The following is a 15,235-nucleotide window of genomic DNA, read 5'->3' on the forward strand; positions in this document are numbered from 1 at the left end:
GCCGAGCTGTCGCATACGGAAGAAGACACTCAGCGACCTGTCACCCACCCGACCCGTGCTGCACTGGCCTCGCCTCCGTAGGTAGGACTGCTGCTGATCGACATGTCCGGGACCGGACCCGCAGTCGGCCCGTGCACGCTGACACTGCGTAACCGTCTGCGGCCGGTTGGCGTGCCGGTGAACCCGCGCGCGGGGGGCTCAGCCCGTGGCCAGCAGGACCGTGCCCATGAGTGCCAGGCCGGCGCCCGCGGCCTGGACCGTGCGCAGGCGTTCGCTCAGGACGCCCCGTGCGGCCAGGGCCGTGACGACGGGGTAGAGCGAGGCGAGGACGGCCGCGACCGTCACAGGGCCGTTGTTCGCGGCGATGGAGTACGTGCCGTTGGCGGCCACGTCGGCGAGGCCGATGAAGGCGAGCGGGAGGAGGGAGGAGCGGATGCCGTTCCAGCCGTCCTCCGGGAGGGCGGGTGCGCCGCGCCGTACGGAGATGTAGAGGGCGCCGCCGCCCACGACCACGTTGCAGACGCGCTGGACGAAGAGGGCGAGGAAGAGGCCGGTGAGGTTGTGGGAGGCCTCGGCGATCAGGGCCATTACCGAGCCGAAGCCGAAGGCGGCGACGAGCGTGAGGATCAGGGTCTGGCGCTGTACGGGGGCGCCGCCCTTGCTCGGGCCGCTGGCCAGGACCACGCCCGCAATGGCCACCGCGATGCCGGCGACCTGCAGGATGCCGGGGCGCTCGCCCAGGACGAGGCCGACGCCCAGCGGCACCGCGACGCCGCCGAGTGCGCCCAGCGGCGAGACGACCCCCATGGGGCCCAGGGCCAGCGCCCGGTAGAAGGCGAGCATCGCCGCCGGGCCCACGACGCCTGCCGCCACCGCATACCAGAGCTGGGGGCCTGTCTCCGACCAGGCGCCCGTGGCGACGACGATCGCTCCCAGGGCGCCCACGGCCAGCAGCTGTGAGACCAGGACGACGGTCAGGGCCGGTATGCGCCGGGTGAGCAGCCCGCCGCCGAAGTCGGCCAGCCCCCACAGGAAGCTCGTGGTCAGGGCGAAGACCGCCGTCATTGGGACACCTCGCAGTACAGTGTGGTGAACAGTGCAGTGCAGCACACCGTAGTTCACTATCTTTGACTTCGGTATCAATATATTCGACGGAAGACGGAGAGAGACGGACGGAATGGCGACGGACCTCGACCGGCTCACCCAGTCGCTCGCCCGCAACCTCAAGCGCTGGCGCGGCGAGCGCCACCTCACCCTCGATGCGCTGGCGGCCCGCTCCGGGGTCAGCCGCGGCATGATCATCCAGATCGAGCAAGCCCGTACGAACCCCAGCGTGGGGACGACCGTCAAGCTCGCCGACGCGCTCGGCGTCAGCATCACCACGCTCCTCGACCAGGAGCAGAGCACCCGCGTCCAGCTGGTGCCCAAGGAGCAGACGGTGCGGATGTGGTCGACGGAGGCGGGCAGCCACACCACCCTGCTCGTCGGTGCCCAGGGCCCCGGGCCCGTCGAGCTGTGGGACTGGCGCATCGCCCCCGGCGACGTCAGCGACTCCGACCCGCACCCGGCCGGAACGCTCGAACTGCTCACGGTCACCGCGGGCGAGCTCAGCCTCGTGGTGGACGGCGAGGAGTTCACCGTGCCCGTCGGCGCCTCCGCGACGTTCGAGGCGAACGTGCCCCACACCTACCGCAACGACGGCGGGGAGCCGGTGGAGATGACGATGGCCGTCGTCGTGCCGCCCGCACACTGACCGCCCCTGGGGCGCCGTACGGGCGGCCCCGTCGAGGCGCCTCCGTCAGGGCCGCACCGCGCGCGACGCCACGTTCAGGGACAGTGCGACCGAGTGCTCGGCGAACCCCAGGCTCCGGTAGAGGTGTTCGGCGTCCGGCGTCGCGTGCAGGTCGACGCGCGTGACGCCCTGCCCGGCGAACCACTCCAGCAGCGCCTCCGTCGTCGCCCGCGCGAAGCCCCGGCCCCGGTAGCGCTCGTCGGTGGACACGGTGAAGACGAAGCCGAACCGCCCGTGCGGGTGCCCGGGCGCGGCCAGTCGCTCCTCCACCCGGCCCACGGCGCACGCGGCCAGGTGCGGCGGCCCGCCCTGCGCCGGGTCGCCGTCCACGACGAACGCCCCGAGCAGGCGCGGCCGTGCCGCGAGCTGCCGACGCGCCTGCTCCTCCGCAGCGCGCTCCCAGTCGCCCCCGGCGTCGTCGCTGCTCATCGCGGCGAACATCAGCCGGCGGAGCCGGACGATTTCCTCGGCATCCCCGGGGGTCGCTTCCCGCACCCCGGTCATGAGGTGACGCGGGCGTTCCGGAGCCGCAGCGCGTCCAGTTCGATGGCCGGGCACCGGTCCATCACCATGTCCAGGCCCGCCGCGCGCGTCCGCTCGTAGGCATCCTCGTCCACGACCCCCAGCTGGAACCAGACCGCCTTCGCGCCGATCGCGACGGCCTCGTCCGCGACCGGGCCCGCGAGGTCGCTGTTGACGAAGACGTCCACCACGTCGACCTCGAAGGGGATCTCCGCCAGGGAGGCGTAGCCCTGCTCGCCGTGCACCGTCTCGGCCTTGGGGTGCACCGGCACGACGCGCTTGCCGTGGCGCCGCAGCACCTCGGCCACGCCGTAGGCCGCCCGCCGCGTGTTGGACGACAGTCCGACCAGCGCCCACGTGTCGCCGGTCTCCTCGATGATCTTCCGGATGATCCCCGGTTCTGCGTACATGCCCGCTCAACGATCATCCCCCCGCCGCCATTCCCGGGGCGGCGCATAGACACCTCGCGACGCTAAGGCGTCAAGCGGCGGCGGTGAGAGGTGTGGGGAAGGCGAGCTGTTCATCGAACAGCTCGCCTTTCTGCAGGCAGTGGTAGAGCTGTCCGATCATGCGGTTGAAGAGGTTCCTCTGCGCGGAGGCGTGCCAGTCTCCGTGCGGGGACAACCACCAGCTCATCAACCGCGTTCTCACCACCCCCGGCGGATTCACGTCGATCGGCGTCGGCCGGCTGATCGACGAGATGATCTCCCGGATAGCCGAGGGCGTGCCCACCGAGGTCCCCTGCACCAGGTGGCGCGACGACGAGCTGCAACGCCTGATCGACGACTACCGGGCACCGGGGCTCGGCGACCGGGAGCGGACGGCCCGGCTGGAGCCCGTCAGGAAACGGCTGCACGCCCTCGCCGGCACACTGCGGGACGAGGCCAAGACCCACGCCGACATGCTCGCCGACTTCCTGCACCGGCTGCCTCCCGTCAAGGGAACGGTGTACCGCGCGGGGTGGGAGATGTGACCCCGGAAGCGGCTGTCCTTCAGCGGCTTCACCAGCACCAGCACCAGCGAGAAACGGAAGAAGGCCGAGGAATTCCTGCCGCTCCAGTACCCGACCGCCGGCGGCCGCAGGGTCCTCTACCAGCTCGAGCTCGCCGGACGTAGCGGGCGGGACATCTCCGCCTTCTCGCAAAAGCCGGAGGAGAAGGAAGTGCTCCTCCTGCCAGGGGCGGCGTTCACCGTACAACTGCGCAACCGCAACGAAGTCGTACGCGTCCAGGGACAGGAGATCCGCTACGACTTCGTCTGGGCCACGGAAGCGACCGGCTGACTCCGGTGCTTTCCGGCTCGGCTACGGCTTGGCCAGGAGGTCGGTGCGGTGCTGTTCGAGGTCGGTGACGTTTTTGAGGCCCGCCTGGACCGTGTACCGGGTGTGGACCCCGTCGGGACCCTTCTCCGGGGTCAGCTGCAAGCTGTTCGCGACGAAACCCCAGCTGCCGCCTGTATAGACGCCCTTGATCCTGCCGTCCACCGTCCCGGCGGCGTCGAAGGGTTCGCCCTTCCAGCGGAAGGTCCAGTGGGTGCGGTACCAGGCGTCCAGCTGCTCCGGGGAGGCCAGGAAGTGCTCGCCGCTCGGGTCCCGGGGATCGGCGACGAGCTCCTCAGGCCGGTCATCCCCGGTGGTCAGAGCGATGAGGCCCGACGCGTCTGCCTCAGCAGCGGCCGGATACGTCCGGCCGCGGTGAACCGCGTAGGCCTTGGGGCGGAAATGGTCAACCTCGTCCAGACGCCGCACGAGAGCGTGCCGGGGCTGGAGGAGATCCTTGCGGTGCTGCTCCAGCTCGGTGACCTCGTCGCGCGGGAAGACGCCGCGGTAGCCGATGACCCGGCGCTTGAGGTGCTCCTTGGCGAAGCGTTCGTCGGAGCCGAGGTAGTTGCCCGACAGCGTGGTGGGCGTGGCGGCGGTGCACTCGAAGAGCTCGCCGCGCCAGCGGAACGTCCACGTCACGGCATACCAGGCTTCCAGGCGCTCCAGCGGAACCGGGTATCCCACCGATCCGTCGGCGGCCCGGCGCGGCGCGACCTCTTCGGGTGCGGGGCGCCCGGGCTCGGGCAGCAGCTCGACACACGGCCACAGACCCTCGGCGCCACGGGCCTGATAGAGCTCACCTCGGAAGACAGCGACCTCGCCCTTGACCGGGGAGGGTTGGCCCACGGGGTCAGCCATAGTATTTCCACAGCCTTTCGTTCTTGTCGAAGAAGCCGACGGCCTCTTCGGTGCCATCGTCATGCATGAGCCAGATCTCAGCATCGTGGGGGAAGCCGGTGGGCTCGGCCATCCACTCCGGGACACCCCCGCCGGTGTAGCCGGTGCCGAGGAACGGATCAAGATAGGCCAGTCCCTCGCTCCGGCCGGTCATGCGGGCGACGTGGTCGGCCCGCTCCTGGTCGCCGACGGCGCCGAAAGACGGCTCGGCACGCATGTCGTCCGGTGCCGGGAAGCGCAGCTGGTACGTCTCGGACGCGCCCGGTGGGACCGCGGACCAGCCGGCGCCGCCATCGTCAAGAGCGAGCCCGTCGCGCAGTTGGTCCATGCTGCGCAGGTCGGCGGTGTCACAGCCGCGCGCGATGGAGCCGCCGAACTGGCCGGGCCTGAATTTGTCGTCCTCGTCGGACGGTGTGAAGTTCTCCAGGTAGGCCTGCGCGCGCTCGGGTGTGACCACCTTGGTCACCATTTGGCCCTCGCCGAGCTTGATCGCGTCACGGACCCCGACGACCTCACGGGCCTGCTCATCCGTCAGCTCGTTGGTCCGGCTGATCCGGAGCTTGTCGTGCTCGGAGCGGTCCAGGCCGCGTGCGCCCAACTCGTCATCGAGCTCATCCTGGTAGTTGGGGCCGTCGCGCAGCGCGTCGTTGCCGTACCGTCCTTCCGAAGCCTCATCGACCGGGCCCAAGGCATCCGCAGGCTCGCCCTGCGACTCATCACCCGGGTCCGGAGCATCGTCCGCCTGCTCGGCACCCGCGTCCTGCGCGACTGCGGGGTCTGTCTCGGAGTCCGCGTCCGCCGCGTCAACGGGTTCCGGGGCAGCATCGTCGGACTGCTCAGCCTCCGGATCCGGAGCGTCGGATTCTTCTCCGTCCGTGGGTTCTGGGGCGTCTGTCGGGCCTATGCCGGAGTCTGCGTCCTCAGCGGTCGTCGGTTCCGGGGCGTCAGCATCCCATCGCTCGGCTTCCGGTTCCGGAGTCTCGGCTTGCTCGGGCGCACTGTCGGATTCCTCTACGGCCTCCGACTCCGGGGCCTCGTCCGCTTCGTCGGTACCCGTGTCTTCGGCACTCGCTTCCTCGGCACCCGTTTCCCGTGAGTCCTGCGCATCCGTCGGTTCCGGAGCATCGGAGTCGGGTCGCTCGGGCCCCGGTTCCGGGGCGTCGGCCTTCTCCGGTGTGCGGTCGGCTTCCTCCGCGCCCACCGGTTCCAGGGCGTCGTCCGTCTGCTCGGTGTCCGGGGTGCGTGAGTCCGTCGGTTCCGGAGCGTCCGTCGGGCTCGGGTCGGAGTCCGCGCCGTCAGCGCTCGCCGGTTCCGGGGCGTCGGCTTTCGGCTGCTCGGATTCCGGCTCTGGCGCGTCGCTGTTCTCCGGCGCGTTGTCCGGTTCCTCCGCAGCCGCCGGTTCCGGGGCGTCGTCCGACTGCTCGGCATCCGAGGCGCGCCCGCCCGTGGGTTCCGGGGCGTCCGCCGGGCCCGTACCGGAGTCCGCATTCGCCGCGTCCGTCGCCTTCGTCGGTTCCGGGGCGTCGACGGGCTCGGGCGGCGGGGCCTCTTGGGGCGGCGGGGGCTGCTCGGGCGGACGGTCGCTCATGAACGACATTCTGACACGGTCACGTCAAAGCGTTTGAACTCGGGCGTACGGGGACCCCCGCGCGCGATTCCCGTGCCGTGATGCGTTTGTGCCCTGGCCACCGGACCGGTGGCCAGGGCACAAACGCGAAAGACGATGGTCAGTCGGCAGGGCCGGCCGTGACCGGCCGTGCGCGGACGCAGGTGAGGACGGCCGTGCCTTCGTACGTCGTCACCTTGTCCTCGGCGGGCGGGTTGAGGATGCTTCGGCCCAGTCGATTCCGCAGGAGATCAAGTCATTCCTCTCTTTGAACATGAGCTGTTTGCGCTGGTCACGAGCGCATGCGGGCCACGCAGCGACCAAAATTCCAGGACTCGGCCAGAGACCGGGCCGCCACCTCGCTAGCCGTTCGTGGCACCAGCGCGCCGCGCGGGCCTCGGTCTATGCGGGAGCTCGGACAGACTCGGGCGAATCGAGAGGTCACCGTGTAGCGGGCTCGCACCACGAAGATCAACGAGTCGACAGCACGGAAGGTGGTGGCGGGTCATGAAGACGCCGGACGCCGCCGCTCTGCACTGAGGCATCGAGCGCCCGGCAGCCAATAGGCATCCGCCCGGCGCCCGCGCGACCGCCACCATCAGCACGAGGAATTAGGCTGGCGGGATGACGGAGCAGTACCGGACGGTCGCGCGCGAGGGCGTGCACGAGATCGAGATCAGCAAGTCGCGCTTCATCTGCGCGCTCGCGCCAGCCGCCACCGAGGAGGAGGCGCAGGCGTTCATCGCGCGCATCCGCAAGGAGCACCCCACCGCCCGCCACCACTGCTTCGCCTACGTGCTGGGCGCCGACGGCTCCGTGCAGAAGGCGAGCGACGACGGCGAGCCGGGCGGCACCGCGGGCGTGCCCATGCTGCAGATGCTGCTCCGCCGCGAGGTCCGCTACGCCGTCGCCGTCGTCACCCGCTACTTCGGCGGCGTCAAGCTCGGCGCGGGCGGGCTGATCCGCGCGTACGGGGGCGTGGTCGGCGAGGCCCTGGACATGCTCGGGACCGTCACCCGGCAGCGCTTCCGGCTGGCGGCCGTGACCGTCGACCACCAGCGCGCCGGCAAGCTGGAGAACGACCTGCGGGCGACGGGCCGCGCCGTGCGAGGTGAGCTACGGCGCGGAGGTCCGCATCGAGGTGGGACTGCCCGAGGCGGACGTCGAGGGGTTCCGCGCCTGGCTCGCCGACACCACGGCCGGCGCCGCCCGCTTCGAACTGGGCGGGGAGGCCTACGGGGACGCCTGAGGCCGCCCGCCCACCGGCGCGGCCCGCCCGTTCCCGCGGGCCGCATCAGGCGTAGTCCTCCAGCCGCGCCAGCGCGTAGCCCTGCTCCGTGAGCTTGCGCAGCACCGTCCGCAGCATGTCGCACATGGTGCCGCCCCAGGCCCTGGGCCCGTTGAAGTGGGTCAGGATGATGTCGCCGGGGTGGAACTGCTGGTCGTCGTGGCGGAAGTCGATCCGGTCCGCGAAGGCCTCCTCGTTCCACAGGGGAGCGGCCTGGATCCCGCAGTCCTCGGCGACGGCGAGGGTGTCGGCGTCGAAGTCGCCGAACGGCGGGCGGAAGAGCGTCGGTGTGACGCCTATCTCACGTTCCAGGATCTCCTGCTGGCCGCAGATCTCCGTGTACTTCTCGTCCTCGGAGACGTGGTTCAGCTGCGGGTGGCGCAGCGTGTGGTTCTGGATGGAGACGCCGAGCGCGTGCAGGTCGCGGAAGTAGCCGTAGTCCTCGGCCGCGGACTCGTCGGTGAGGAAGGCGGACAGCGGCACCTGCAGGTCCCGCACCATGTCCAGGAACTCCCGGTCCTTCGCCGCGCCGTCGTCGATCGTCAGGAAGGCGATCTTCTCGGTGGTCGGCACGGAGGCGGGGGCGGGGATCAGCCCCGATCCCTTGTCCGCCCACTCCGGCGTGGACAGCTCCGGCTTCTCCTTCGGCGGGGACGGTGCGACGAGCGGCGCCTCGTCCAGGCCCCAGCGCTGTGCCACGGCGAGCCGCTGCTCCGGGGTCAGTTTCGCCTTCGGCACCGGTGGCGGCTGCTCCCGTGCCTGCTGGTGGGGGTGGCCCGGCCGATGCCCGAGGCCGGCCGCGTTCTGGCCGTCCCCGGTGCCGGGCAGGGAGCCGTTCCGGGTCGCGCACGCGGCTCCGACGGCCAGCAGCAGGACTGCGGTCAGCACCAGGTGGAGGGGGCGCGGGGTCCGGCGGCGTATGGAGCTGCGGGCACCGCCGTGCCGCCGCCGCCCGAAGGCGTTTCGTATAAGTCGCATATTTCCGGATCCTTTCAGCGGGTTGCCGCGCCCGCCCGCCCGGTTCACCCATCGGGGCCATGCCCCGCCACCCGCCCGAGGATGGAACACTTGGGGCCCGTGAGGATCCTGCATACGTCCGACTGGCACCTGGGCCGCTCGTTTCACCGGGTGAACCTGCTGGACGCCCAGCGCGACTTCATCGGCCACCTCGTCCGCACCGTCCGGGACGAGAGGGTCGACGTGGTGCTCGTCGCGGGCGACGTCTACGACCGGGCGGTCCCCCCGCTCGGCGCCGTCGCCCTGTTCGACGAGGCGCTGCACCGCCTCGCGGACCTCGGCGTGCCCACCGTCATGATCTCCGGCAACCACGACTCCTCCCGCCGCCTGGGCGTGGGCGCGGGGCTCCTCGACCGGGCCGGCATCCACCTGCGCACCGACCCGGCCGGCTGCGCCACCCCCGTCGTCCTCACCGACGCCCACGGCGACGTCGCCTTCTACGGCCTGCCCTACCTCGAGCCCGCCCTCGTCCGCGAGGAGCTGGGCGCGGAGCGCGCCGGCCACACGGCCGTGCTGGAGGCCGCCATGGCCCGCGTCCGCGCCGACCTCGCCGCGCGGCCCGCCGGCACCCGCTCCGTCGTCCTCGCGCACGCCTTCGTCACCGGCGGCACCACCAGCGACAGCGAGCGCGACATCACCGTCGGCGGCGTCGCCCAGGTCCCCGCCGCCGTCTTCGACGGCGTCGACTACACGGCCCTCGGTCACCTGCACGGCTGCCAGGCCATCACCGAGCGCGTCCGCTACTCCGGCTCGCCGCTGGCCTACTCCTTCTCCGAGACCGATCACCGCAAGTCCATGTGGCTGATCGACCTGGACGCCGCCGGCGCCGTGACCGCCGAACGCCTGGACTGCCCGGTGCCGCGCCCGCTCGCCCGCATCCGCGGCCGCCTCGACGACCTGCTGCAGGACCCGCGGCTCGCCCGCCACGAGGACGCGTGGGTCGAGGCCACCCTCACCGACCCGCACCGCCCGGACGAACCCATGGCCCGGCTCGCCGCCCGCTTCCCCCACGTGCTCAGCCTCGTCCTCGACCCCGAGCGACCGCCCCAGGACCCCCTCGCCTCCTACGCGCGGCGCCTGCGCGACCGCACCGACCGGGAGATCGCCGAGGACTTCGTGGCCCACGTGCGCGACGGCCTGGGACCCGACGACGCCGAACGCAAGATCCTCACCGACGCCCTCGACCACGTACGGCTGGCCGCGGCCGGCGAGGAGGCGGGGGCCCGATGAGGCTGCACCGGCTGACCGTCACCGCCTTCGGGCCCTTCGGCGGCACCCAGCACATCGACTTCGACGCGCTCTCCGCCGACGGCCTGTTCCTCTTCCACGGCCCCACCGGAGCGGGCAAGACCTCCGTCCTCGACGCGGTTTGCTACGCCCTCTACAACGAGGTGCCCGGCACCCGCCAGGGCAGCGGCGCCCCCGTGCTGCGCAGCGACCACGCCGCCGACGGCACCCTCACCCAGGTGGTGCTCGACCTCACCGTCGGCGGGCGGCGGCTGGAGATCACCCGCCGCCCCGAGCAGCTGCGCCGCAAGAAGAAAGGCACCGGCTTCACCAAGGAACGGGCCGCGAGCGAGCTGCGCGAGCACCGCTCCGGTGCGTGGGAGGGCCTCAGCCGCTCCCACCAGGAGATCGGCGAGGAGATCAAGCAGCTGCTCGGCATGAGCCGGGAGCAGTTCTGCCAGGTCGTCCTGCTGCCCCAGGGCGAGTTCGCCCGCTTCCTCGGCGCCAAGGACGCCGCCCGCGGCGAGCTGCTCGGCAAGCTCTTCGACACCGGCCGCTTCGGCGCCGTCGAGAAGCGCCTCGCAGAGCTGCGCCGGGCAGCCGAGGCGGGCGTACGGGCCGGCGACGACGGGCTGCTCGCCCTCGCCCACCGGATGCGCCAGGCCGCCGGAGACCCGGCGCTGCCCGAGGTGGGCACGCCCGCGCCCGCCGCGGCAGCCGGGGGCGGCGCCACCGCACCCACCGGCCGCGCCCGCGACGGCGTCCCGACACCCCGCACCGCGTCCGGCCGTCCGGCCGCCGCCGGACGGGCCGTCCCGGCCCAGCGCACTGCCGCGGCCCCGCTCACCCCCGGCGACCCCGGCCTCGCCGAAGCCGTCCTGGAGTGGGCCGCCCTCGCCCGCAGCAGCGCCCGGGAACGCCGGGACATCGCCGTCGTCGCCGCGCGCACCGCCGAGCACGCCCACCGGGCCGCCCAGGAACACGCCGACGCCGTACGCGAACTCGCCCGCCTCCAGCACCGGCACGCCGAGGCCCGCAAACGCGCCGACGCCCTCGCCGCCCAGGGCGACGCCCACGAGGCCGCCCGCGAGAGGATGCGGCAGGCCCGCGCCGCCGACGGCGTCGTCCCCCTCCTGGACCTGCGCGCCGAAGCCGAGCGGGCCCACCGCGCGGCCGTCACCGGCGAGCAGCGGGTCCGCGCGGCGCTCCCCGAGGGGCAGCAGGAAGCGGGCGCCGGGCAGCTCGCCGCACGGGAGCGGAGCCTCCGCGAGGAGCTCGGCTCGCTCTCGGCCGCCCGCCGCGCGGAGGAGCGCGCCGCCGGGATCGCGGTCCAGCTGCGCGAACTGGAGCGCGAGGCCCGCGCCGACGAGGACGAGCTCGCCGAGGCCGACGGCTGGCTCGACGGCTGGGAGGCCCTGCGCTCCGCCTGCGAACGGCGCGTCGGGACCGCACACGAGGAAGCCACCCGGGCCGTCCGCCTGGAGGCCGAGACCGGCCCCGTCCGCACCCGGCTGACCGCCGCCCGCGAACGCGACCGCCTCACCGGCGCCGCCGCCGCGGCCGGGCAGCGGCTGACGGACGCCCGGGAGAAGGCCGTGACGGCCCGCACCACCTGGCTCGACCTCAAGGAACGCCGCCTGGACGGCATCGCCGCCGAGCTCGCGGGCGGGCTCGCCCCCGGCGTCGCCTGCAAGGTGTGCGGAGCCACCGAGCACCCCGACCCGGCACGGGCCGCGGCCGGCCGGGTCGACCGCGCCGACGAGGAGGCCGCGCTGGCCGCCTTCCAGCGCGCCGACGCCCGCCGCGAGGAGGCCGCCCGCGAGCTCCAGGGGCTCCAGGACGCCCTCGCCCGCGCCGAGGCCGACGCCGGCGGAGCCACGGCGGCCGAGCTCGAAGCGCTCGCCGGCGAACTGGGCCGCGCCCTGGCCGAGGCACGTGCGGCGGGCGCCGACCTGCACGCCGCCCAGGAGGCGCTCCGGCGGGCCGAGCGCGAGCACGACCTGCGCCGCGAGGCCCGGCAGGCCGCCCTGACGCGGACCACCGCACGCACGACGCGCCGCGAACAGCTCGACCGCGACCTGGCCGCCCTGGAGGAAGAGCTGACCCGGGCCCGCGGCGGTGAGGAGTCCGTCGCCCGCCGGGCCGCCCACCTGGAACGGCAGCTGGACGTCCTGGCCGGCGCCGTCGAGGCCGTCCGCGCCGCGGCGGACGCGGCCGACCGGCTGAAGGAGGCCGACGCCCGCCTCGCCGACGCCGCCTTCCGCGCCGGCTTCGGCAACCCCACGCTCGCCGAGGAGGCCGTACTCGGCCCGGCGGCCCGGCGGGAGCTGCAGGAGCGCCTCGACGCACGGGCCCGCGAGGAGGCCGCCGTGGCCGCCGCCGCCCGCACTCGCTGCCAGGAGCTGGACCGGCTCTCCGCCGCGGCCGTCACCGACGCCCGACGGCTCGCCCCGCTGCGCGAGGAGTACCACCGCGTGGCCGAGCTGGCGGCGCTCGCCGCGGGCACGTCCACCCGCAACGAACGCCGGATGCGCCTGGAGTCGTACGTCCTGGCCGGCGCCGTCGAGGCCGTCCGCGCCGCGGCGGACGCGGCCGACCGGCTGAAGGGGCCCGGCGCCCGGGGGGGGGGGCGGGGCGGGCGGCGGCCTCGGCGGAGGAGGCGTCGCGCAGCCGGGCGGTCGCGGCGGCCGCGACCTGTTCGAGGCGGGCGGCCAGGACGTACGACTCCAGGCGCATCCGGCGTTCGTTGCGGGTGGACGTGCCCGCGGCGAGCGTGGGGTTGCCGAAGCCGGCGCGGAAGGCGGCGTCGGCGAGGCGGGCGTCGGCCTCCTTCAGCCGGTCGGCCCCGCCCCCCCCCCCCGGGCGCCGGGCCCCTTCAGCCGGCCGGCCGCGCCCGCCGCGACCGCCCGGCTGCGCGACGCCTCCTCCGCCGAGGCCGCCGCCGTTGCCCTCGCCGCCGCCCAGCTCCTCGGCCGTGACGACCTCGACCGTGGCCGCCGCCGCCCGCCCCGCCGCCGACCCGGAGGCCGCCGCCGTTGCCCTCGCCGCCGCGACCGCCCGGCTGCGCGACGCCTCCTCCGCCGAGGCCGCCGCCCGCACTCGCTGCCAGGAGCTGGACCGGCTCTCCGCCGCGGCCGTCACCGACGCCCGACGGCTCGCCCCGCTGCGCGAGGAGTACCACCGCGTGGCCGAGCTGGCGGCGCTCGCCGCGGGCACGTCCACCCGCAACGAACGCCGGATGCGCCTGGAGTCGTACGTCCTGGCCGCCCGCCTCGAACAGGTCGCGGCCGCCGCGACCGCCCGGCTGCGGCGCATGTCCGCCGGCCGTTACACCCTCGTCCACTCCGACGCCCGGGCCGGCGGCAACGCCCGCTCCGGCCTCGGCCTGCACGTGATCGACCACTGGACGGGCAAGGAGCGCGACACCGCGACGCTCTCGGGCGGCGAGACCTTCTTCGTCTCGCTCGCCCTCGCCCTGGGCCTCGCCGACGTCGTCACGGAGGAGGCGGGCGGCGTCCGCCTGGACACCCTCTTCATCGACGAGGGCTTCGGCAGCCTCGACGAGCAGACCCTGGACGAGGTGCTGGACGTCCTGGACTCGCTGCGCGAGCGGGACCGCGCCGTCGGCATCGTCAGCCACGTCGCCGACCTGCGCCGGCGCGTGCCCGCCCAGCTGCGGGTGGTCAAGGGCCGCTCGGGCTCGGCCGTCCGCCACGAGGTCGCCGGCACCGGCCCGCACGACTGAGCGCGCCGCACCGGCCCGCACAACTGAGCAATCCGCACCGAGCCCGGTACGGCCGCGGCTTCAGCGGCCGATCGCGCGCCGCGGCAGCGGGGAGGAGTAGACGACGCTGGTGGTCACCGACCCCAGCGCGCCGATCCGGCCCGCCACCTCCTCCAGGTGCCGCATCGACCGGGCCGCGACCTTGATCACGAAGCAGTCGTCGCCGGTGACGTGGTGGGCCTCCAGGATCTCCGGCGTGCTCTCCAGCAGGTCGTGGAAGGGCTTGTAGTTGCCGTTGGGGTAGCGCAGCCGGACGAAGGCGAGGACGGGCATGCCCAGCTTCTCGGGGTCGACGACGGCCGTGTAGCCGCCGATGACGCCCGCCTCCTCCAGCCGGCGCACCCGCTCGGTGACGGCGCTGGAGGACATGTTCACGATCCGCGCCAGCTCGGCGTAGCCGACGCGTCCGTTGAGCTGCAGGGCGTCGAGAATGCGCCAGTCGGTGGCGTCGGGGGAATAGCCGGTCATGGGCGATGTTTAGCAGTGAAATCCCTGGTAACTCAAGAGTTTTGCCGAGGAATGACGGTTCTCCTCCGTGATCTTGCGCCGTAGATTCATGGTCATGAACACCACCGCCCCCACCGCCGGCTCCGCTGCCACCGCTCCCGCCGCGAGCCGCGTCATGGCCGTGCCGCCCGCACCCTCCGCCGAAGCCGCCGCGTACTTCGCCGCCCGGCTCGCCTTCCACACCGACGTCGCCGACGTGCACGCCGCCCTCGCGGAAGGCGCCGGGGACTTCGTCGTCGTGGACTCGCGCTCCACCGCCTCCTGGGACCAGGGCCACGTCCCCGGCGCCGTCCACCTGCCCACGGCGCAGATCCCGCAGCTGGCACGGCAGTTCCTCGACCCCGCCGTCCCCGTCGTCGTGTACTGCTGGGGACCCGGCTGCGACGGCGCCACCCGCGCCGCCCTGGCCCTCGCCCGGCTCGGCTACCGCGTCAAGGAGATGCTCGGCGGCATCGAGTACTGGATCCGCGAGGGCTACGCCGTGGAGACCGCCGACGGCACCCGGCAGCTCCCGCCGGACCCGCTCACCGCCCCGCTCGGCACCGACGACTGCGGCTGCTGACCGGCCGGGCGGACGCCCCGCGCGCGAAGTCCGCCCGGGCCGCTGCCGCCCGCGGTACTCGGCCGGTACCGTGGGGTCATGCCGGCACTCAACATCGAATTCACGGAAGAGGAACTCGCGGCCATCCGCGAGGCCGCTGCCGCGGACGGCAAGAGCATCAAGGCGTACGTGCACGACCTGTCCGTGCGCGAGCAGCAGCGCCGCCGCTTCGTGGAGCGCGCCGCCAAGTTCTGGAACGAGCACGTGGCGGAGTTCGACGCCGCCTTCCCCGAGGAGGCTCCGCCGTCCACGGGTGGTGCGGCTGCCTGATGTCGCTGCTCATCGATCTGCCCTGGCTCCTCGGCGTACAGGAGCAGAAGCTGTACGAAGAGCCCGCCGTCCACGACTACACCGCCCTCGCCGCCGCCGTCTCGCGGCACGCCTTCGACGTGGCGAAGTTCGACCACGAGCCCGACGCCGCCTGGCGCGCGGCAGCCCTGATGCACACCCTCGTCCGCCTGCAGCCGCTGCCCGTGCGCAGCAGCCTCTACGCGTGCATGGTCGTCGTGGCCTACATGGCCGCGGCCGGCGAGGGCATCGACCCGCCGTACGGGTCGATAGTCGATCTCGCGCGCGACATCAAGGAGTACCGCGTCGACGTCTACGAGTGCGCCGACCGGATCCGGACCTGGCGGATCTGAACGTTCTGAAGGCCCTGAGGCCCTGAGGCCCT

At 73.4% G+C, this 15,235-nt stretch carries 15 protein-coding genes and 3 pseudogenes; 10 read left to right on the forward strand and 8 right to left on the reverse strand.

The window, feature by feature from the left end:
- Positions 1-198 precede the first annotated feature (198 nt).
- Positions 199-1,065, reverse strand: coding sequence for an EamA family transporter (locus tag AS857_RS02430; RefSeq protein ID WP_058041430.1), 867 nt, complete (start codon positions 1,063-1,065; stop codon positions 199-201).
- Between the two features lie 112 nt (positions 1,066-1,177).
- On the opposite strand from AS857_RS02430, the gene AS857_RS02435 reads away from it, so the two are divergent.
- Positions 1,178-1,753 carry a helix-turn-helix domain-containing protein gene (locus AS857_RS02435; RefSeq protein WP_058041431.1) on the forward strand — a complete coding sequence of 192 codons (576 nt, stop codon included), beginning with the start codon at positions 1,178-1,180 and terminating at the stop codon, positions 1,751-1,753.
- A 45-nt stretch (positions 1,754-1,798) separates the two neighbouring features.
- On the opposite strand, the gene AS857_RS02440 is transcribed toward AS857_RS02435, so the two are convergent.
- The 3 genes and pseudogenes from AS857_RS02440 to AS857_RS42520 form a co-directional block, all read right to left on the reverse strand.
- A complete protein-coding gene (locus AS857_RS02440) occupies positions 1,799-2,296 on the reverse strand; it encodes a GNAT family N-acetyltransferase (RefSeq protein ID WP_058041432.1) in 498 nt (165 codons plus the stop codon).
- On the reverse strand, positions 2,293-2,724 hold the full coding sequence (locus tag AS857_RS02445; RefSeq protein WP_058041433.1) for a CoA-binding protein: 432 nt from the start codon (positions 2,722-2,724) through the stop codon (positions 2,293-2,295). The genes AS857_RS02440 and AS857_RS02445 overlap by 4 nt, the downstream gene beginning before the upstream one ends.
- Before the next feature lie 70 nt (positions 2,725-2,794).
- A pseudogene (locus AS857_RS42520) lies at positions 2,795-2,926 on the reverse strand (IS110 family transposase); the annotation flags it as partial.
- Between AS857_RS42520 and AS857_RS37110 the strand changes: the two are divergent.
- Together AS857_RS37110 and AS857_RS41795 are read left to right on the forward strand one after the other, a co-directional pair.
- Entirely contained in the window at positions 2,889-3,287 is a 399-nt protein-coding gene (locus AS857_RS37110; protein WP_162492563.1) for a hypothetical protein, read from the forward strand. The pseudogene AS857_RS42520 and the gene AS857_RS37110 sit on opposite strands and share 38 nt — an antisense overlap.
- Before the next feature lie 12 nt (positions 3,288-3,299).
- Complete coding sequence (locus AS857_RS41795) at positions 3,300-3,596, forward strand: ADP-ribosyltransferase (RefSeq protein WP_275477348.1); 297 nt, start codon at positions 3,300-3,302, stop codon at positions 3,594-3,596.
- 21 nt (positions 3,597-3,617) lie between these two features.
- On the opposite strand, the gene AS857_RS02455 is transcribed toward AS857_RS41795, so the two are convergent.
- Complete coding sequence (locus tag AS857_RS02455; protein WP_058041435.1) at positions 3,618-4,493, reverse strand: hypothetical protein; 876 nt, start codon at positions 4,491-4,493, stop codon at positions 3,618-3,620.
- Positions 4,486-6,120: a hypothetical protein gene (locus AS857_RS02460; RefSeq protein ID WP_144440701.1), complete on the reverse strand. Its 1,635-nt coding sequence runs from the start codon at positions 6,118-6,120 to the stop codon at positions 4,486-4,488. Before AS857_RS02460 ends, AS857_RS02455 begins: the two co-directional genes overlap by 8 nt.
- A gap of 642 nt (positions 6,121-6,762) precedes the next feature.
- On the opposite strand from AS857_RS02460, the pseudogene AS857_RS02465 reads away from it, so the two are divergent.
- Positions 6,763-7,387 (forward strand): annotated as a pseudogene (locus AS857_RS02465) (YigZ family protein).
- Positions 7,388-7,432: 45 nt separating this feature from the next.
- Here AS857_RS02465 and AS857_RS02470 read toward each other — a convergent pair.
- Positions 7,433-8,404: a polysaccharide deacetylase family protein gene (locus AS857_RS02470; protein WP_079110008.1), complete on the reverse strand. Its 972-nt coding sequence runs from the start codon at positions 8,402-8,404 to the stop codon at positions 7,433-7,435.
- A gap of 99 nt (positions 8,405-8,503) precedes the next feature.
- On the opposite strand from AS857_RS02470, the gene AS857_RS02475 reads away from it, so the two are divergent.
- From AS857_RS02475 to AS857_RS42230, 3 genes and pseudogenes are all read left to right on the forward strand, one after another.
- The gene (locus AS857_RS02475; RefSeq protein ID WP_058041438.1) at positions 8,504-9,673 is read left to right on the forward strand and encodes an exonuclease SbcCD subunit D; all 1,170 of its coding nucleotides are present in this window, start codon (positions 8,504-8,506) and stop codon (positions 9,671-9,673) included.
- Positions 9,670-12,648 (forward strand): AAA family ATPase, encoded by a 2,979-nt coding sequence (locus AS857_RS41800; protein ID WP_058041439.1) that lies wholly within the window; start codon positions 9,670-9,672, stop codon positions 12,646-12,648. Before AS857_RS02475 ends, AS857_RS41800 begins: the two co-directional genes overlap by 4 nt.
- Positions 12,649-12,656: 8 nt before the next feature.
- Positions 12,657-13,415, forward strand: a pseudogene (locus tag AS857_RS42230) (SbcC/MukB-like Walker B domain-containing protein); the annotation flags it as partial.
- Between the two features lie 60 nt (positions 13,416-13,475).
- Here AS857_RS42230 and AS857_RS02490 read toward each other — a convergent pair.
- Positions 13,476-13,922: an Lrp/AsnC family transcriptional regulator gene (locus AS857_RS02490; RefSeq protein ID WP_058041441.1), complete on the reverse strand. Its 447-nt coding sequence runs from the start codon at positions 13,920-13,922 to the stop codon at positions 13,476-13,478.
- A gap of 88 nt (positions 13,923-14,010) precedes the next feature.
- Between AS857_RS02490 and AS857_RS02495 the strand changes: the two genes are divergently transcribed.
- The 3 genes from AS857_RS02495 (at position 14,011) to AS857_RS02505 (ending at position 15,203) form a co-directional block, all read left to right on the forward strand.
- Positions 14,011-14,523: a rhodanese-like domain-containing protein gene (locus tag AS857_RS02495; protein ID WP_079110009.1), complete on the forward strand. Its 513-nt coding sequence runs from the start codon at positions 14,011-14,013 to the stop codon at positions 14,521-14,523.
- Positions 14,524-14,601: 78 nt separating this feature from the next.
- Positions 14,602-14,832: a hypothetical protein gene (locus AS857_RS02500; RefSeq protein ID WP_058041442.1), complete on the forward strand. Its 231-nt coding sequence runs from the start codon at positions 14,602-14,604 to the stop codon at positions 14,830-14,832.
- On the forward strand, positions 14,832-15,203 hold the full coding sequence (locus tag AS857_RS02505) for a hypothetical protein (protein WP_058041443.1): 372 nt from the start codon (positions 14,832-14,834) through the stop codon (positions 15,201-15,203). Before AS857_RS02500 ends, AS857_RS02505 begins: the two co-directional genes overlap by 1 nt.
- Positions 15,204-15,235: the final 32 nt, after the last annotated feature.

The sequence above is a fragment of the Streptomyces roseifaciens genome, assembly GCF_001445655.1.
In the GTDB taxonomy this organism is placed as follows: Bacteria; Actinomycetota; Actinomycetes; order Streptomycetales; family Streptomycetaceae; genus Streptomyces; species Streptomyces aureoversilis.